Raw genomic sequence first — 18049 nt, forward strand, 5'->3', positions numbered from 1 at the left:
TCTGCGGCTCCAGCAGGGGCATCGCGAATAGACTCGGAGATTGTGACCGCCGAGTATTCTGCCCATCATCTCCAGGTGCTCGAAGGGCTCGAGGCCGTCCGCAAGCGTCCCGGTATGTACATCGGTTCGAACGGATCCCCGGGCCTGATGCATTGCCTCTGGGAGATCATCGACAACGCCGTCGACGAGGCCGTCGCGGGCAACGGCTCGAAGATCGACATCATCCTGCACGATGACGGCAGTGTCGAGGTGCACGACCGTGGCCGGGGCATCCCCGTCGACGTCGAGCCGCGCACCGGCCTGACCGGCGTCGAGGTCGTCTTCACGAAGCTGCATGCCGGCGGCAAGTTCGGCGGCGGGTCCTACGCGGCTTCCGGCGGTCTGCACGGCGTCGGAGCTTCCGTCGTCAATGCCCTCTCCGAGCGCCTCGACGTCGAGGTCGACCGCGGCGGCAAGACCTACGCGATGTCGTTCCACCGTGGCGAGCCCGGACTCTTCGCCGACAGCGGCGAGAAGCGACCGGACGCGAAGTTCACGCCGTTCCAGGACAAGAGCGAGCTCCGGGTCGTCGGCAAGGCGCCGCGCGGCACAAGCGGCACGCGCATCCGCTACTGGGCGGATCACCAGATCTTCACGAAGGATGCTGCGTTCCAGCTCAACGATCTGGTGACCCGCGCGCGTCAGACGGCCTTCCTCGTTCCGGGGCTGGAACTCGTGATCCGCGATGAGCGCGCGGCCAACGGCTCGGAGGTCGAGGGGCAGCCGATCGAGACGTCGTACCGGTACGACGGCGGCATCTCGGAGTTCGTCGAGTACCTCGCGAACGACGCGCCCGTCACCGACACCTGGCGCATTCAGGGCGAAGGCACGTTCAAGGAGACCGTTCCGGTTCTGCAGGCCGACGGCCACATGATCGCCACCGAGGTCGAGCGCGTCTGCGCCGTCGACATCGCGATGCGCTGGGGCACCGGCTACGACACGACCACGCGGTCCTTCGTCAACATCATCGCCACGCCCAAGGGCGGCACGCACCAGCAGGGCTTCGAGCAGGAGCTGCTCAAGGTGCTGCGTTCGCAGGTCGATCAGAACGCACGCCGACTGAAGGTCGGCAGCAACGACAAGCTCGAGAAGGACGACGTCCTCGCGGGGCTCACCGCTGTGCTGACGGTGAACGTCCCCGAACCGCAGTTCGAGGGGCAGACGAAGGAGATCCTCGGCACGCCGGCCGTGCGCCAGATCGTCGCCCAGGTGCTTCGCAAGGATCTCGCGGCGCGGTTCAGCTCGACCAAGCGCGACGACAAGAGTCAGGCGACGCAGCTGCTCGACAAGGTCGTCGCCGAGATGAAGGCTCGCGTCTCTGCGCGAGCCCACAAAGAGACCCAGCGGCGCAAGAACGCCCTCGAGTCGTCGACGCTGCCGACCAAGCTGGTCGACTGCCGCACCAACGAGGTCGAGCGCAGCGAGCTGTTCATCGTCGAGGGCGACTCCGCTCTCGGCACCGCGAAGAACGCCCGCAACAGCGAGTTCCAGGCGCTGCTGCCCATTCGCGGCAAGATCCTCAACGTGCAGAAGGCGTCGGTGGGCGACATGCTCTCCAACGCCGAGTGCGCCTCGATCATCCAGGTGATCGGCGCGGGCTCGGGCCGCAGCTTCGACATCGACGCCGCACGGTACGGCAAGGTGATCCTGATGAGCGATGCCGACGTCGACGGCGCTCACATCCGCACCCTGCTGCTCACGCTCTTCTACCGGTACATGCGTCCTCTCATCGAGCACGGTCGCGTGTTCGCCGCTGTGCCTCCGCTGCACCGTGTGATCGTGATGAACCCGGGTTCCAAGCCCAACGAGACGATCTACACGTACAGCGAGCAGGAGATGCACGCTCTGCTCGCAAAGCTCCGCAAGTCGGGCAAGCGCTGGCATGAGCCGATCCAGCGGTACAAGGGTCTCGGAGAGATGGACGCGGAACAGCTCGCGACTACCACCATGGATCGTGGCGGACGCCTGTTGCGCCGCGTGCGCATGGAGGATGCCGAGGCGGCCGGCCGAGTCTTCGAACTGCTGATGGGCAACGAGGTCGCTCCTCGTCGCGAGTTCATCATCGAGTCGTCCGACCGGCTCTCGCGTGAATCGATCGATGCCTGAGCATCAGCGCTTCAGAGCCATGGCGGCCCGGTAGACGTCCAGCAGCGCGTCTCGGTGGGTGTCCTGAGAGACTCGCTCTCGGTGAGCGATCGCAGCTGCGCTCATCCGAGTGAGCCGCGCGGGATCGTCGCGCAGCTCTCGGATCGTGGCCGCCAGGCCCTCGGCATCCGGCGTCCGAGTGACGAGCCCACCGCCGTCGGGCAGCATCTCGAGGAGATCGGGATCCGTGACGATCACCGGCAGACCGGAAGCGATCCCCTCGAGGATCACCATCGGCTGATTGTCGAAACCGAGGGAACTCGACACCAGGACGTGCGCATCGCGCATCGCCTCGAGCACGCGCGATTGGGCGACGCCGCCGTGCACCGTGAGCTTGCCGGCAGCCATGCCGGCTGATGCCGCGGCGACGCGATGTCTGGCCACACCGTCGCCGAACATCTCGGCTCGGATGCCCGACAGCTGACTCACGGCGTCGACGAAGACCTCAGGACGCTTCTCGGGCGAGAGCCTTCCGCACCACACCACTCGAAGCGGCTCTGCGGGGTCGAGGATGCGCGGCGGGGGAGCGCCGACCTCGTGGAGCACCGTCGCCTCCAGGCCGTTCGAGAGCACGGTGAGCGGTGTTCGCACGCCCTGAGCCGAGAGCTTCGCGGCGAAATGGGCGGAGGGCACGATGACCTGGTCGGCATGATTCGCCTGGCTGACCATGAGCCGCCACATGAGCCGCGCCGCACGTGTCTGCGCATATGGCGCGCTGCTGTCGGCCACCGTGCTGTCGTGGCTCATGCGGCGCCGGTGCATGGTCGCGAGCAGCGCCGTCGTGATCGAGGGCAGCGGCAACACAGAGCGCGTATAGACGTCGATGCGTCCGTGCATGGTCTGCACGACAGGTAGTCCGAGAGTCTTCGCCGCCTCGAAACCGCCCAGCGCCGCGAACATCTCGGTGTGCACGTGGACGATGTCGACTCGACGGGAGCGCAGGCCCTCGGTGAGCGACGCCGCGACGGCCGAGGGGGTCCAGGCGAACGGGTATCCGTCCGGTGCGAAGCGTCGGGCGGTCGGCAGGCGCACGACATGCGGGTCGTCGCCGGACTCGGCCAGGGGCGCGAACACGAAGACCTCGTGCCCGGCCTGCTCGAGAGCCTCTCTGTGCGCCTTGATGACCGTCTGCACGCCGCCGAGGGTGGGCAGGTAGTAGTCGGTGACCATGGCGATGCGCACTCGACCACAATAGGACGACTATCGTGATGAGCATGTCCGGAGCCCGTGTGCTGGTGACGGGGGCGAGCGGGTTCCTCGGCGGTCACGTCGTGCCCGAGCTGCGGAGACACGGATACGAGGTCTTCGCCGCGGGCCGCAACGAGCACGCGCTCGAGCTGGTCGCCGACGACGGCCACCGAGTTCTCGGCGATCTGGCCTCTCTCCGCACGCAGGACCTCCAAGTGGACGCCGTGATCCATTGCGCCGCGCTGTCGGCTCCCTGGGGGCGCTGGAGGGACTTCCGCGAGGCGAACGTCGACGGCACCGATCATGTCGTCGAGTTCGCCCGTCGCAACCGTGTGCGCCGGGTGGTGCATGTGTCGTCTCCCAGCGTGTATGCCGCACCTCGGGACCGCATCGGCATCCGCGAACCCGACGTCGATCGCTCCAATCGACTGAACGGGTACATCCGCTCGAAGATCGCCGCCGAGGATCTGCTGCTCGACGCCGTGGACAGCGGGAAGATCGCAGAGCTCGTGATCGTGCGCCCCCGCGGCCTGATCGGCGTGGGCGACCCGAGCCTCGTGCCCCGCCTTCTCGACGTCCACGCACGCATCGGCGTGCCGGTCTTCGACGGCGGCGACAATCTCATCGACGTCACGGCGGTCGAGAACGTGGCCTCGGCGCTGCGCCTCGCTCTGACCCGCGGAGACGCCGCGGGCGGGGTGTACAACATCACCAACGACGACCCGCGGCGGTTCCGCGAACTGCTGACGATCCTCCTCGAGCGGATGGGGGAGACCCCGCGGTTCCGCCCGATGCACCGAAGAGCGGCCTGGGTGCTGGCATCCGCGTCGGAGGGCGTCTGCTCGATGCTGCCGTGGCGGCCCGAGCCGCCGCTCACTCGCTACACGCTCAGCACGATCGCGTACTCTCAGACGCTCGACATCACGCGCGCGAAAGCGGAGCTCGGATACCGCCCCGAGGTGTCGCTCGATGACGCTCTCGCCGGCGTGGCCGCACACTTGAGGGAGAATGCGTGACCGGCCGCCTCCGCCACTACGTCTGCGGCAGCACCTCACATGATGTCGGCGCGATGTTCCGCGGCGCACCGCACGGTGTCCGCGAGTTCCCCTCCGGCGTGTTCCTGTACGACACCGCGGACGGCCGGCGCGTGCTGTTCGACACCGGTTATGCGACGGGACGGTGGCACACCGGCTGGCGCGGTGCCGTCTACCGTCGTCTGCTTCCTCCGATCGTCGGGGACGCGGATGATGTGGCCGCTCGGCTCCGCGCAGACGGCGTCGACCCCGCGTCCGTGACGCACGTCGTGCTGTCTCATCTGCATCCGGACCATGTCGGGGGAGTCCGTCGGTTCCCGCATGCCACTTTCGTGCTGAGCGCGGGGCACGAGCGGACGCTGTCGGCTCCGCGACTGCGCGCGGGGGTGCTCACCGGCCTGCTTCCGAGCTGGTTCTCAGATGCCGAGCGGATCGTGATCGACGAGGGAGCCTTCGCCACCGTCGAGGTCGGCGGCACCGCACTGCGAACTCACGACCTTCAGGGCGACGGTTCGTACCTCGTCGTCGATCTGCCCGGCCATGCCGACGGACACCTCGGCGCGCTGATCGAGCGCCGCGTCCTGCTGGCCGGTGATGCGGCATGGGGGACCGATCTGATCCACGCCTCCGGCACGCTGAAGGCCCTGCCCCGGGCCGTCCAGCACGATGCCGATCGATACGCCGCCACGGCGCGGATTCTCGGCGAGCTCGCAGCGGCCGGCATCCGCGTGGTCTGCAGCCATGATCCGCTCGACGCGAAGGAGCTGTTGAGCTGATGTCGAAGCTCAGGATCCTGCGCGAGTTCATCGGGGCACGCTGGCTCCGCCCGTTGCGCACGCGGGCTGCGGTCAAGCGGCGTCAGAGGCGGCTTCTGCGCTCGCACCTGAGATTCCTGCGACGCCGGTCGCCCTACTTCCGTGACCTCCTTGCGACGCGCTCGTTCTCGGAACTGCCGCTCATGGACAAGAGCGTCATGATGAGCCGCTTCGACGAGATCAACACCGTCGGCGCGGGCAAGGACGAGGCCCTCGCACTGGCGATCGCGAACGAGCGCTCCCGTGACTTCGACGCGGATCTGGGCTCGAACTCGGTGGGCCTCTCGAGCGGCACCAGCGGCCACCGTGGCCTCTTCGTGGTCAGCAGCGCCGAACGCGATGCCTGGGTGGGAACCGTGCTCGCCCGCACCCTGCCTCGGGGCAGGCTCCTCGGGCATCGGATCGCGCTGTTCCTGCGGGCGGACAACAGCCTGTACGAGTCGGTCGGCTCGCGGGCGGTCTCCTTCCGCTACTTCGACGTCTACGCCGACATGGACGACAACATCGCCCGGCTGCGGGAGTACCGACCGACCATTCTCGTCGCTCCGCCGTCGGTGCTGAGGATGATCGCGCGCGCGGCCGACGCCGGTGGGTTCGATGTGGTGCCGCAGCGGGTGTACTCGGTGGCTGAGGTGCTCGAGATCTCTGACGAGCGGCGCATCACCGCCTCGCTCGGTCAGCCCCTCCTGCATCAGCTCTACCAGTGCACCGAGGGATTCCTCGCGCACACCTGCGAGCACGGTGTCATCCATCTGAACGAGGACAACATCCTGGTCGAACGCGAGGCACTGGATGCCGAGCGGTTCACGCCGATCGTGACGGATCTGCGCCGCCGCGCGCAGCCGATCGTGCGGTATCGGCTCGGCGACGTGCTCCGCGAGCGGACCCGACCGTGCCCCTGCGGCAGCGCGCTCACCGCGATCGAGCGCATCGAGGGGCGAGAGGGAGACACTCTGGTCTTCCGCTCCCTCGACGGCCGGGATCTGCCTGTCTTCGCCGACGTGATCGCGCGCGCATTGCTCTACGCCGACGGCTTCGACGAATATCGCATCACCCAGATCGGCGAGTCGCGGCTGCGGATCGGGCTCGACACCCTCGACGATCGATCTCGGCGTCTCGTCGAAGACGAGGTGCATGCGCTGGCCGACCGGCTGGGGTGCGAGAGGCCGGCGATCACCTTCGTCGACTACGTGAGCAACGGGTCAGTGAAGCTGCGGCGCGTGGTGCAGGAATGGGGGGACCGGAGATGGTGAGGAACTGCGAGATCGTGGGCTGGGGGACGTCTCTGCCTTCGCGCGTCGTGCGATTCGGGGAGGAGACCCGGTATCGCATCGACGACGACGTGTCTCATCTCGACATGCTGACGGAGGCGTGCGAGCGGGCACTGGCGCACGCGGACATCACGGCGAACGACGTCGACCTCGTTCTCGGCGCATCTGCCGCGGGGATCCAGCCGATCCCGTGCACGGCCGCACTCGTGCTGGAGAGACTCACGCTCACCGGGCATGCGGCGGCCTTCGACGTGAACTCGACCTGCACGAGTTTCATCACGGCGCTCGACATCGCCTCGCTGTATCTCGATGCCGGCGCTCATGAGACGATCCTCGTGTTCGCAGGAGATGTGGGGACGCGGTTCCTGAATCCGGAGCAGCGTGAGAGCTTCGAGCTCTTCAGCGATGCCGGTGCGGCCGTCGTGCTGCGCCGCTCTGCTGACGGCGACCGAGGAGTGATCGCCAGCGCTCAGCGCACCTGGCCCGCGTATGCGCACGACACGGAGATCAGGGGCGGGCTGTCGGGATCGCCAGCGCAGGCCTATGCGGCGGGAGACCCCGCCGACTACCTGTTCGACATGAACGGGCGCCGGGCGCTGTTGGGGATGATGCGCTTGCTTCCCGAGTTCTTCGAGGCGTTCCACCGAGGATCGGGGATCGCGCACGACGATGTCGCCCTCTGGGTTCCCCACCAGGCGTCTGCCGCGCTCGGGCCGATGCTCGACCGCCTCGGAATCCCGGCCGACCGCCGGATCGATGAGGTGCGGGACTTCGGTAACATGGTCTCGTCGTCCGTGCCGTTCATGCTCGTCCGCTCGCTCGAGAGCGGTCGCGTCGGGGCAGGCGACACCGTGATCCTCTGCGGCACGGCCGCCGGGCTCACCGCCAACATCCTCGCTCTCCGACTCTGATCCGGCTTACCGGCCGCCGCCTCAGACGCCGCTGTGGGGCAGGTCGCACTGGCGCGCGCTCAGACCAGAGTGCGACCGATGCTCCCGATCACGCCGTCGATCGGCTGACCCGACGCATCGCGTCGGGCGCCGGGCTCGGGGAGCTTGCGCACCGCACCTGTCGGGTCGACGGCCTGCGCGGGGCTCGGCCCGACCCAGGCGACCGTGAGGTGGTCCTCGCCCTTCAGGAACGAATGCGCGCGCACTCCGCCGGTCGCCCGACCCTTCGACGGGTACTCGGCGAAGGGCGTCACCTTGGCGCGTCCTGGCTCGGTGCCCGGAAGGCTGCTGTCGGAACCCGAGACGGTGGCGACCACGGCATCGGCATCCGGCGAGACCGCTCCGAAGAACAGCACCGATGAGCCGGCGCCGAGCTTGATGCCGGCCATGCCGCCTGCGGGCGCGCCCTGCGGGCGGACGGCCGAGGCGGAGAACCGCAGCAGTTGGGCGTCGGTCGTCACGAACACGAGGTCGGCGTCGTCCTGCGCTTCGACCGCGCCGACGACCGTGTCACCGGGCTTCATGCCTATGACCTCGAGATCCGGACGAACGGGAAGCGTCGACGGGACGATGCGCTTGACCGTCCCCTGCGCCGTGCCCATGGCGATCGGGACGTCGCTGTCGAAGCGCACGAAACCGAGGATCCGCTCTCCGCGGATGGTGATGCCGAGATAGTCGCGCAGCGGAGCTCCCGCCGCGAGCTGCACCGAGGACGACGGCACGGACGGCAGATCGACGGGGGAGAAACGCAGCACGCGCCCCTCAGAGGTCAGCGCGCCGATCTCTGCGCGCACCGTCGTCTCGAGAGTCGTCAGGATCGCGTCGTGCTTGCTTCGCCGTGCCGGAAGCGTCAGCTCCTGGCCCTCGGCGAGGTCCACCCGCACGGCACGCCCTGTGGTCGAGAGCACGAGCACGGTCGGAGCGTCGGCGATCTGCAGGTCGACCGCGCCCTTCGTGGCGCGCGGCTTCGGGGGCGCGGCGTTCATCAGCAGCGTGCGGCGAGGAGTCCCGTATGCGTCAGCCGCTGCGTCGAGCTCCTCGGCGACCACTGCTCGCAGGAGCACGTCGCTCCCGAGCAGGTCCCGCAGCCTGGCGATCTCGGCGAGCAGGGCGTCGCGCTCGGTCTCGAGCTCGATGCGCGAGAACTTCGTCAGGCGCCGCAGGCGCAGTTCGAGGATGTACTCGGCTTGAAGCTCGCTGAGGTCGAACACCGAGCGCAGTCGCGCCCGCGCCTGCTCGGAGTCGTCCGACGAACGGATGACCTGGATGACCTCGTCGATGTCGAGGATCGCGATGAGCAGGCCCTCGACGAGGTGCAGGCGCTCCTCTCGGCGGGCGAGACGGTATCGACTGCGGCGGGTGATGACCTCCAGCCGGTGAGCGACATAGACGCGCAGCATCTCCTTGAGCCCGAGCGTGCGCGGCTGTCCGTCGACCAGGGCGACGTTGTTGATGCTGAAGGAGTCCTCGAGCGGGGTGAGCCGGTAGAGCTGCTCGAGCACGGCATTGGGGTCGAAGCCGGTCTTGATGCCGATCGCGACGCGCAACCCGTGGTTGCGATCGGTGAGATCGGTCACGTCGCTGATGCCCTGCAGCTTCTTCGACTGCACCGCGTCACGGATCTTCTCGATCAGACGCTCGGGGCCGACCATGTATGGGAGTTCGGACACGATGATGCCGGTGCGCCGTGGCCCGAGCGGTTCGACCGAGACCTTGCCGCGCACCTTCAGGGCGCCGCGGCCCGTGGCGTATGCGTCTCTGACACCGTCGAGCCCCATCAGGATGCCACCCGAGGGGAAGTCGGGGCCGGGCACGAACTCCATGAGCTCTTCTGTCGTGGCGTCGGGGTTCTCGAGCAGATGGGTGGCGGCGGCGACGACCTCGATCAGGTTGTGCGGTGCCATGTTGGTCGCCATGCCGACGGCGATGCCGCTCGCGCCGTTGACCAGGAGGTTCGGGAACGCAGCAGGGAGCACGGAGGGCTGCTGGAACTGACCGTCGTAGTTCGGGATGAAGTCGACGACGTCCTCGTCGAGGTTCTCGGTGAGAGCCATCGCAGGGGAGGCCAGTCGTGCCTCGGTGTAGCGGGCCGCTGCGGGCCCGTCATCGAGCGAGCCGAAGTTGCCGTGGCCGTCGATCAGCGGCACACGCAGAGCCCATTCCTGGGCGAGTCTCACGAGGGCGTCGTAGATCGCCGAGTCGCCGTGCGGGTGCAGCTTTCCCATGACCTCGCCCACGACGCGGGCGCTCTTGACGTGACCGCGGTCCGGGCGAAGTCCCATCTCGGCCATCTGGTAGAGGATGCGTCGCTGCACGGGCTTCAATCCGTCGCGAGCGTCAGGCAGAGCCCGCGAGTAGATCACCGAATAGGCGTACTCGAGGAATGAACCCTGCATCTCTGTTTCGAGATCGATGTCCTGGATTCGCTCGGGGGCGAGCTCGGCAGGCGGGGTCTTCGGCATGGGCATCCTGAAATGGTGCGAGGCTGAGGGCGTACGGGAGCCTGTGTCAGACTGGCTCGGATGTCCCTCATTCTACCGTCCGAGTCGCTCGCCGCCCGCAGCGTCGTCGGGGTGGCGGACGACGTGTTCGCCGCTCTCCGCGGCGAATCGGCGAGCCTGCCGCGGGCCGAATCCGTCGTCCTCGCCATCATCGACGGGCTCGGCGCGATCAGCCTGCGCGCCCACGCCGGCCATGCCAGGGCGCTCACGTCCGGGATGGCGAAGAAGGACGTCGCCCACTCGGTCTTCCCCTCGACCACCGCGGCGGCGCTGACCAGCATCCTCACCGGGGTGTGGCCGGGGCAGCACGGCCTGGTCGGTTATCGCGTTCTCGACCCTGCTCGGGGCATCCTGGTCAATCAGCTGACCGGCTGGGAGTCGGAAGGGCTGGATCCGGCGACCTGGCAGGCGGCTCCGACGGTCTTCGAGCGCGCTCGTGCGGAGGGGCGCCCGACCTTTGCGGTCGGCGTCGCCGCCTACGCGGCGAGCGGGTTCACCCGGGCCACGCTGCGCGGGGCCGAGTTCGTCGCCGCCCAGACACCCGCAGAGCGCGTCGAGGTCGCATACGACCTCGCCGAGCGTCACCCGGGCTCGCTGATCTACTGCTACCTGCCCGAGGCTGACAAGGCCGGGCACAGGTACGGCCTCGACTCGGTGCAGTGGGTGTCGGCGCTCGAGGAGATCGATGCCGCCCTGTCTCGACGCGTGCCTCCGGGCGTCGGCGTCCTCGTGACCTCGGACCACGGCATGGTCGACGTGCCGGTGCACCGGCAGGTCGTGCTCGAGGCGGAGCACCTCGACGGGGTCCGGCACATCGGAGGTGAACCGAGGATGCTGCACGTCTATGTCGAACCGGACGCCGATGCGGCGGTCGTCGCCGAGCGGTGGCGTCGCGATCTCGAAGGCCTCGCCGACGTCGGCACCAGGCAGGAGGCGATCGCATCAGGGTTCTTCGGCCCCGATGTGACATCGGCCGCCGCGTCGAGGATCGGCGATGTGCTCGTCGTGGCGAGAGGCAACGGGGCGGTGTACGACGGCACGGCCGCGGATCAACGCGGCAGAGGGATGATCGGTCAGCACGGCGGTCTGACCCCGGAGGAGCGTCAGGTCCCACTGCTCAGGTTCGGCGCGTTCTCTCGCTGAGCGTCGGCATCCACCCGCCTGAGGGCGCCCTATTCGTCGGTGCGTGCTCCGAACACGATCTCGTCCCATGACGGCATCGCGTTGCGGCGCTTGCGGCGTCCGTTGCCCTCGTTCGTCGGCTCGGGGGTGGCCTCCGGCTCGTCTTCGCCGGGCTGGTTGTTCTCGAAGGCGTCGAACAGTGCGATCGGATTCTGGTCCGTGTCGCTGTCGTCCGAGTGGTCGAGAATCGGCGCGGTCTCACGCTGGCCGCGTCGGCGTCGGAGAGCCTCGAGCAGGTCGGCCGTCTCGGGGCTCGTCGTCGCCGACTCGGGTGCGCGCTTGATGGCGGCATCCTGCACCGCGGCAGTCGAGCGCTCGGGCGCGATGCTGTCATCGACATCAGCCTCGGGCGCGGGGAGCAGGCGGGGTCCGAACGCGCCGGAGTCGAAGCGGCTGTCATCCTTGTAGGGCGATGCCTGCCGTTCAGCCTCGACAGCGCGTAGACGGGGGATGAGGCCGTCGGGCAGCGAGCCCTGGCGGGACAGCTGTGTGGCATCGGCATTGAGGGGTGCCAGCGCACTGCGTCGGAGGTCGAAGCTCCAGCGTGCATCGTGCTCGACCTCGTTGGCGGTGAACTCGAGCTTGATGATCCAGCCGGTGTCGTCCTTCCAGCTCGCCCAGCGCTCGGCCGAGGCCTCGACCTCAGAGAGCTTGGCGCGGATCGCGGTGCCGAAGGTGGGCTGAGCGTCGGGCTCGACATCGCTGCCGATCAGGACGGGAACGGCGAGCGCCTGACCGATGACGTGCTCACGCTCGGCGAGAACGGGTCCTTCGAAGCGGATGACGTCGTCGACGCTGATGCCGAGGAGTGCGGCGACCTCTGGTGCCGTGAGGCCGGCGCGGATCTGCGCCTGGATGTCGCGCGGACTCGCGGCGAGCCGCTGAGCCGTCGGCTCGCTCTGTCGCGTCGCGCGCCGGATCTCGCGGTGCAGGACGTCGTCGATGGGCAGCGCGAAGCGCTCGCCCGACTCGGTCGCGAGTACGAGCACTCCTGCCTCTGTGCCGACGATGGTGACGTTTTCCATGCGAATGCCCCTCTGATGGGTGTGCGTTCATGGTGTCACGCGGGGCCGCCCAGAACCGGGAATACTCTGGGCGTGCCGTGAGTTTGGTCTGTCGCAGCCGCGGGCATTTGCTTATTCCTCCGCGGTCATGCAAACTATGGCCGCCGATTACCCCGACGGCGCACCACCCACTCGCATGAAAGTGGAGATTCACCACATGGCAACCGACTACGACGCTCCCCGCAAGAGTGAAGACGACTCCGAGTCGATCGAAGCCCTCAAGGAGCGTGTGCCGGACAAGCTCTCCGGCTCGTCAGGAGACGAGGACGCGGACAACCCGTCCAGCTTCGATCTTCCTGGAGCCGATCTTTCCGACCTCGAACTTGATGTCGTCGTGCTGCCCGCGCAGCAGGACGAGTTCACCTGCATGAACTGCTTCCTCGTGAAGCACCGTTCGCAGCTCGACCACGAGGGGGCTTCCGGCCCCATCTGCAAGGAGTGCGCTGCCTGAGCGCACCAGAGAACAAGATCCCACGCGCCCCGGACCTCACGGTCAGGGGCGCGTCGTCTTGTGGTCAGGTCAGCGCTCGTCGCGGTCGAGCCGGCGCTGGGTCTGGTCGGGCAGCGCCGGTTCTGGTCAGGTCAGCGCCGGTTCTGGTCAGGTCAGCGCTGGGCGGCGATGATCGCCGCGGCGAGCCGATCGGGAGTTCGGGTCGAGATGGTCCAGGTGTCCACCGGGTCGTCAGGGTCGTCGTTCGGAACGACGACCACCCCGTCGACACCACCGCGGATGAGATGCCAGCCCCGTGCAGGCAGGCCTGGGCCCCGCGCCTGGCGCGCCTCTTCGGCGCTCAGCGCTCGGGGCGTGCCGAGGTGCTGGACCTCGATGTGCGCTCGACCGGCACGAAGCACGTCGCCGTCGACCGACACGACCGGCGCGAGCGCGATGAACGCGACCACCAGCACCGCCGAGACGGCGGCGCCGACGATCAGGGCGACGGTCGAGCCGATGGGCACGAAGATGAGCGCCACCATGGGGCCGGCGAGAGCGACCGTCACCAGCAGCCACAGGCTGGGGGACAGTCTCTCGCGGTAGCGGGTCCGCGCGTCGGGAGCGATGTTCTGCATTAGCCTCGTGGGGTGACTGAATCCGTTGATGTCCCCATTATCGCCTCTGTCGTGCCCGGCTACGCCCACCCCGGCGATGCCGGAGCCGATCTGGTGGCGGCCGAGGCCGTTCATCTGGCCCCGGGGGAGCGGGCGCTCGTCGCGACCGGCGTGCGCATCGCGTTGCCGGAGGGGTACGCGGCATTCGTCGTGCCCCGCAGCGGTCTCGCGGCCAAGCACGGCATCTCGATCGTGAACTCGCCGGGAACCGTGGACGCCGGATACCGCGGTGAGATCAAGGTGAGTCTGATCAACACCGACATCCACACGGCGTACGATGTGGCCGTCGGCGATCGCATCGCGCAGCTGATCGTGATGCCCGTGACTCGTGCCACCTTCATCCCGGTCGAGGAGCTGCCAGGCAGCGTCCGCGGCGAGGGTGGCTTCGGCTCGACCGGCTACCAGGCAGGACTCCATTCATCTTCGGCAGGACAGATCAATGACTGACAACAACGCGACTCCTTCGAAGTCGGCACCGGACGACCGGGCGACACAGGGGCCCTTCGACGACTCCGAGGCGAACCCCGTTCGTCCGTACATCGACCTCGGTGGAATCAAGATCCTCCCGCGTGAGGGGCTGAACCTCCGACTCGAGGTCGAGGAGCAGTCAAAGCGCATCGTCGCCGTCGGACTCGACTACGCGGACTCCTCCCTCCAGGTGCAGCCGTTCGCCGCGCCCCGATCCGGTGGGCTGTGGGACGAGACCCGCGTGCAGCTGCGCGATCAGGTCCGCACTCAGGGCGGGCGGGTCGAGGAGCGCGAGGGGCCGCTCGGCAAGGAGCTTCTCGCAGAGGTCCCTGCGGCGGCCAATGAGGGCTCCGAGCTGCGGCTCGCCCGGTTCATCGGCATCGACGGCCCTCGATGGTTCCTCCGCGGCGTCATCGGCGGCGCTGCGGCGTCTGACCTCGAGGCCGCCGCCAAGGTCGAGGATCTCTTCCGGTCGATCGTCGTCGTCCGCGGGGGAGCTCCGATGCCTCCGCGCGACCTGATCCCGCTGAAGATGCCTGCGACTCCCGGCTCCGCGTGACCACCCCCGCTCCCGAGCCCGAGCGCGAGCAGAGCGCATCCGACATCGTCGGGGCCGCGCTCGGCGGCGCTGCCCGCCGCGCCGGTCTCGACCCGACCGAGAGCGACGCGACGCACAAGGTGGTATGGTCCGCGATGGGCGGATGGCGCGGCATCCTCGAATCGGTGCTCCCCAGCCTCGCGTTCGTCGTCCTCTTCACGATCCGGCCCGAACCCCTGATCCTGCCTCTGGGCGTGTCGGTCGGACTCGCGGCGGTCTTCACGATCGTCAGGCTGCTCCAGAAGTCGCCGCCCTCGGCCGCCATCGGTGGCCTCGTGGCCGCGGCGGCTGCCGCCGCGCTGGCGCTGTGGACGGGGCGAGGCGAAGACAATTTCGTTCCCGGGCTCATCACCAACGCCGTCTACGGCACCGGGATGCTCGTCTCGGCCCTGATCGGCTGGTCGCTGATCGGTCTCGCCGTCGGCTTCCTGATGGGAGAGGGCACCGCGTGGAGGCGCGATCGTCGAAAGCGTCGTGCGTTCCTGTGGCTCGGCATAGCCTGGGCTGCGCTGTTCTTCGCACGTCTCGCAGTGCAGCTGCCGCTGTATCTGGCGGGGGACGTCACGGCTCTCGGCACACTGAAGCTCATCATGGGCCTGCCGCTGTTCGCGCCGTTGATCGCGGTCACCTGGCTCGTCGTGCGCGCCCTGTATCCGCGAACCCCGGATGCCGGAACACCGCAACGGTCGTGATAGATTTATCTTGACATCAAGATAAATTGCAGGCTTTCGCCCGGAGGTCGAGCAGAGCAGACTGGTTAGGACTGCCTTGCTAGCCGCAGGGGCTCGCTGGCGAGCAAGATGGAGGCGCCTGTCGCTCCCATCCGAATAGAAGGAGACGGAATCGTGTCCACGGTGAACAGCTTCGGTGCCAAGAGCACCCTGACGGTCGGCAGCACCGACTACGAGATCTTCCGCATCGACACGGTGCCCGGTTTCGACAAGCTCCCTTTCAGTCTCAAGGTCCTCCTCGAGAACCTGCTTCGCACCGAGGACGGCGCGAACGTGACGAAGGCGCAGATCGAAGCCCTGGGCTCCTGGGATGCCGCGGCTGAGCCGAGCACCGAGATCCAGTTCACGCCGGCCCGTGTGGTCATGCAGGACTTCACCGGTGTTCCCTGCATCGTCGACCTCGCCACCATGCGCGAGGCCGTCACGGCGCTGGGTGGCGACGCGAACAAGATCAACCCGCTCTCGCCCGCCGAGATGGTCATCGACCACTCGGTGATCGCCGACCTCTTCGGCTCGGAGAACGCTCTCGAGCGCAACGTCGAGATCGAGTACGAGCGCAACGGTGAGCGCTACCAGTTCCTGCGCTGGGGCCAGACGGCCTTCAGCGACTTCAAGGTCGTTCCCCCGGGGACCGGCATCGTGCACCAGGTGAACATCGAGCACCTGGCCAAGGTCATCTACGACCGTGACGTCGACGGCGTGCTGCGCGCATACCCCGACACCTGCGTCGGCACCGACTCGCACACCACCATGGTCAACGGTCTGGGCGTGCTCGGCTGGGGCGTCGGCGGCATCGAGGCCGAGGCCGCGATGCTCGGCCAGCCCGTGTCGATGCTCATCCCGCGCGTGGTCGGCTTCAAGCTCTCCGGCGAGATCCCGGCCGGTGTCACGGCGACCGACGTCGTCCTCACGATCACCGACCTGCTGCGCAAGCACGGCGTCGTCGGCAAGTTCGTCGAATTCTACGGCGAGGGCGTCGCCTCGGTGCCGCTCGCAAACCGCGCCACCATCGGCAACATGTCGCCCGAGTTCGGTTCGACCGCGGCGATCTTCCCGATCGACGACGTCACCCTCGACTACCTGCGCCTGACGGGTCGCAGCGAAGAGGCCGTCGCGCTGGTCGAGGCCTACGCCAAGGAGCAGAAGCTCTGGCATGACGCGTCGCAGGAGCCCGTCTTCAGCGAGTACCTCGAGCTCGACCTCGGCACCGTGGTGCCGTCGATCGCCGGCCCGAAGCGCCCGCAGGACCGCATCCTCCTCTCCGACGCCAAGTCGCAGTTCGAGCAGGACATCCTCGCGTACGCCTCGGCATCGACGTCGGACTCCGTCGTCGATCTCGAGTCGAAGCACTCCTTCCCGGCGTCCGACCCCGGTTCGGTCCCCGGCGAGGAGGAGCCCACCACGACTCGTCCCGTGCACATCAACAGCGGAGCTCCGGCGCACGCGTCGAAGCCCGTTCCGGTCACGACTCCGTCCGGTGAGAAGTACATCCTCGACAACGGCGCGGTCACCCTCGCGGCGATCACCTCGTGCACCAACACCTCGAACCCCTCGGTGATGATCGCCGCGGGTCTGGTCGCCCGCAAGGCGCTCGAGAAGGGGCTCAAGCAGAAGCCGTGGGTGAAGACCACACTCGGCCCTGGATCCAAGGTCGTCACCGACTACTACGAGAAGTCCGGTCTCGACAAGGACCTTGAGGGCCTCGGCTTCTACACCGTCGGCTACGGCTGCACGATCTGCATCGGCAACTCGGGCCCGCTGATCGAGGAGGTCTCCGCGGCCATCAACGATCACGATCTCGCCGTGACCGCCGTGCTCTCCGGTAACCGCAACTTCGAGGGACGCATCAGCCCCGACGTGAAGATGAACTACCTCGCCAGTCCGCCGCTGGTCATCGCCTATGCGCTGGCAGGGTCGATGCACTTCGACTTCGAGAACGATGCGCTCGGCAAGGGAACCGACGGCGAAGACGTCTTCCTCAGAGACATCTGGCCCAGCCCGGCCGAGGTCCAGGAGCTCGTCGACTCGTCGATCTCGCGTGAGCAGTTCATCAAGCAGTACTCCACCGTCTTCGACGGCGACGAGCGCTGGCGCAGCCTGCCCACCCCGGACGACGACATCTTCCAGTGGGACGAGAACTCGACCTACGTGCGCAAGGCGCCCTACTTCGACGGCATGACGATGGAGCTCACCCCGGTGCGCGACATCGAGGGCGCGCGCGTCATGGCGACGCTGGGTGACTCGGTCACGACCGACCACATCTCGCCTGCCGGCAACATCAAGCCCGGAACCCCTGCGGCTCAGTACCTCACCGAGCACGGCGTCGACCGCAAGGACTTCAACTCCTTCGGATCGCGCCGCGGCAACCACGAGGTCATGATCCGCGGAACGTTCGCGAACATCCGCCTGAAGAACGTCATGGTCTCGGCCGTCAACGACGGCCAGGTCGTCGAGGGTGGCTTCACCCGTGACTTCACGAAGCCCGGTGGACCGCAGTCGTACATCTACGACGCGAGCATGAACTACCAGGAGCAGGGCACGCCCCTCGTCATCTTCGGCGGCAAGGAGTACGGCTCCGGCTCGTCGCGAGACTGGGCGGCCAAGGGCACGAGCCTGCTGGGCGTCAAGGCCGTCATCACCGAGAGCTTCGAGCGCATCCACCGCTCGAACCTCATCGGAATGGGCGTCGTCCCGCTGCAGTTCCCCGCAGGCGAGAGCTGGGAGTCGCTGGGTCTCGACGGCACCGAGGTCGTCTCGATCACGGGTCTCGAGGAGCTCAACAACGGCACCACTCCGAAGACGGTCCGTGTGACCGCCACCCCGACCGAGGACTCGCCCGAGGGCAAGCAGGTCGTGGAGTTCGACGCGGTCGTCCGCATCGACACCCCCGGTGAGGCGGACTACTACCGCAACGGCGGAATCCTGCAGTACGTGCTGCGTTCGCTGGTCTGATCAC

The 18049-nt window shown here is 67.9% G+C and carries 15 protein-coding genes; 11 read left to right on the plus strand and 4 right to left on the minus strand.

Annotated features, from left to right (window positions below; genetic code table 11):
- Positions 1-42: 42 nt before the first annotated feature.
- Entirely contained in the window at positions 43-2145 is a 2103-nt protein-coding gene (locus ASF87_RS17180; protein ID WP_082041087.1) for a DNA gyrase/topoisomerase IV subunit B, read from the plus strand.
- Positions 2146-2148: 3 nt separating this feature from the next.
- Here ASF87_RS17180 and ASF87_RS17185 read toward each other — a convergent pair whose 3' ends face one another.
- Positions 2149-3366, minus strand: a complete 1218-nt coding sequence (locus tag ASF87_RS17185) for a glycosyltransferase (RefSeq protein ID WP_056377627.1) — start codon at positions 3364-3366, stop codon at positions 2149-2151.
- Between the two features lie 26 nt (positions 3367-3392).
- Between ASF87_RS17185 and ASF87_RS17190 the strand changes: the two genes are divergently transcribed.
- The 4 genes from ASF87_RS17190 to ASF87_RS17205 are packed head-to-tail and all read left to right on the plus strand — an operon-like array spanning position 3393 to position 7403.
- The gene (locus tag ASF87_RS17190; protein WP_200933785.1) at positions 3393-4388 is read left to right on the plus strand and encodes an NAD-dependent epimerase/dehydratase family protein; all 996 of its coding nucleotides are present in this window, start codon (positions 3393-3395) and stop codon (positions 4386-4388) included.
- Positions 4385-5182, plus strand: coding sequence for an MBL fold metallo-hydrolase (locus ASF87_RS17195; protein WP_056377630.1), 798 nt, complete (start codon positions 4385-4387; stop codon positions 5180-5182). Before ASF87_RS17190 ends, ASF87_RS17195 begins: the two co-directional genes overlap by 4 nt.
- Complete coding sequence (locus ASF87_RS17200) at positions 5182-6474, plus strand: F390 synthetase-related protein (RefSeq protein WP_056377632.1); 1293 nt, start codon at positions 5182-5184, stop codon at positions 6472-6474. The genes ASF87_RS17195 and ASF87_RS17200 overlap by 1 nt, the downstream gene beginning before the upstream one ends.
- Complete coding sequence (locus ASF87_RS17205; RefSeq protein WP_056377634.1) at positions 6468-7403, plus strand: 3-oxoacyl-ACP synthase III family protein; 936 nt, start codon at positions 6468-6470, stop codon at positions 7401-7403. Before ASF87_RS17200 ends, ASF87_RS17205 begins: the two co-directional genes overlap by 7 nt.
- 59 nt (positions 7404-7462) lie before the next feature.
- Here the strand turns inward: ASF87_RS17205 and ASF87_RS17210 are convergent, their stop codons facing one another.
- A complete protein-coding gene (locus tag ASF87_RS17210) occupies positions 7463-9904 on the minus strand; it encodes a DNA gyrase/topoisomerase IV subunit A (RefSeq protein WP_082508973.1) in 2442 nt (813 codons plus the stop codon).
- 60 nt (positions 9905-9964) lie between these two features.
- On the opposite strand from ASF87_RS17210, the gene ASF87_RS17215 reads away from it, so the two are divergent.
- A complete protein-coding gene (locus ASF87_RS17215) occupies positions 9965-11086 on the plus strand; it encodes an alkaline phosphatase family protein (RefSeq protein ID WP_056377639.1) in 1122 nt (373 codons plus the stop codon).
- A gap of 29 nt (positions 11087-11115) precedes the next feature.
- Here the strand turns inward: ASF87_RS17215 and sepH are convergent, their stop codons facing one another.
- On the minus strand, positions 11116-12150 hold the full coding sequence (sepH, locus tag ASF87_RS17220; RefSeq protein WP_056377641.1) for a septation protein SepH: 1035 nt from the start codon (positions 12148-12150) through the stop codon (positions 11116-11118).
- A 196-nt stretch (positions 12151-12346) separates the two neighbouring features.
- Between sepH and ASF87_RS17225 the strand changes: the two genes are divergently transcribed.
- Positions 12347-12640, plus strand: a complete 294-nt coding sequence (locus ASF87_RS17225) for a DUF4193 domain-containing protein (protein ID WP_042540214.1) — start codon at positions 12347-12349, stop codon at positions 12638-12640.
- A gap of 152 nt (positions 12641-12792) precedes the next feature.
- On the opposite strand, the gene ASF87_RS17230 is transcribed toward ASF87_RS17225, so the two are convergent.
- Positions 12793-13257, minus strand: a complete 465-nt coding sequence (locus ASF87_RS17230; protein ID WP_056377643.1) for a DUF3093 family protein — start codon at positions 13255-13257, stop codon at positions 12793-12795.
- Between the two features lie 12 nt (positions 13258-13269).
- Here ASF87_RS17230 and dut point away from each other — a divergent pair, with 12 nt between their 5' ends.
- From dut to ASF87_RS17250, 4 genes are all read left to right on the plus strand, one after another.
- A complete protein-coding gene (dut, locus tag ASF87_RS17235) occupies positions 13270-13743 on the plus strand; it encodes a dUTP diphosphatase (RefSeq protein WP_042540218.1) in 474 nt (157 codons plus the stop codon).
- A complete protein-coding gene (locus tag ASF87_RS17240; RefSeq protein WP_042540219.1) occupies positions 13736-14323 on the plus strand; it encodes a DUF3710 domain-containing protein in 588 nt (195 codons plus the stop codon). The genes dut and ASF87_RS17240 overlap by 8 nt, the downstream gene beginning before the upstream one ends.
- Positions 14320-15054: a DUF3159 domain-containing protein gene (locus ASF87_RS17245; protein ID WP_056377645.1), complete on the plus strand. Its 735-nt coding sequence runs from the start codon at positions 14320-14322 to the stop codon at positions 15052-15054. Before ASF87_RS17240 ends, ASF87_RS17245 begins: the two co-directional genes overlap by 4 nt.
- A 153-nt stretch (positions 15055-15207) precedes the next feature.
- A complete protein-coding gene (locus ASF87_RS17250) occupies positions 15208-18045 on the plus strand; it encodes an aconitate hydratase (RefSeq protein ID WP_042540223.1) in 2838 nt (945 codons plus the stop codon).
- Positions 18046-18049: the final 4 nt, after the last annotated feature.

It is taken from the genome of Microbacterium sp. Leaf161 (assembly GCF_001423645.1).
Lineage (GTDB): Bacteria > Actinomycetota > Actinomycetes > Actinomycetales > Microbacteriaceae > Microbacterium > Microbacterium forte.

Coding starts and splice junctions, on each gene's coding strand:
- ASF87_RS17240 (WP_042540219.1), top strand. CDS start 13,736: ATGACTGACAACAACGCGACTCCTTCGAAGTCGGCACCGGACGACCGG.
- ASF87_RS17230 (WP_056377643.1), bottom strand. CDS start 13,257: ATGCAGAACATCGCTCCCGACGCGCGGACCCGCTACCGCGAGAGACTG.
- ASF87_RS17190 (WP_200933785.1), top strand. CDS start 3,393: ATGAGCATGTCCGGAGCCCGTGTGCTGGTGACGGGGGCGAGCGGGTTC.
- sepH (WP_056377641.1), bottom strand. CDS start 12,150: ATGGAAAACGTCACCATCGTCGGCACAGAGGCAGGAGTGCTCGTACTC.
- ASF87_RS17210 (WP_082508973.1), bottom strand. CDS start 9,904: ATGCCGAAGACCCCGCCTGCCGAGCTCGCCCCCGAGCGAATCCAGGAC.
- ASF87_RS17225 (WP_042540214.1), top strand. CDS start 12,347: ATGGCAACCGACTACGACGCTCCCCGCAAGAGTGAAGACGACTCCGAG.
- ASF87_RS17200 (WP_056377632.1), top strand. CDS start 5,182: ATGTCGAAGCTCAGGATCCTGCGCGAGTTCATCGGGGCACGCTGGCTC.
- ASF87_RS17205 (WP_056377634.1), top strand. CDS start 6,468: ATGGTGAGGAACTGCGAGATCGTGGGCTGGGGGACGTCTCTGCCTTCG.
- ASF87_RS17215 (WP_056377639.1), top strand. CDS start 9,965: ATGTCCCTCATTCTACCGTCCGAGTCGCTCGCCGCCCGCAGCGTCGTC.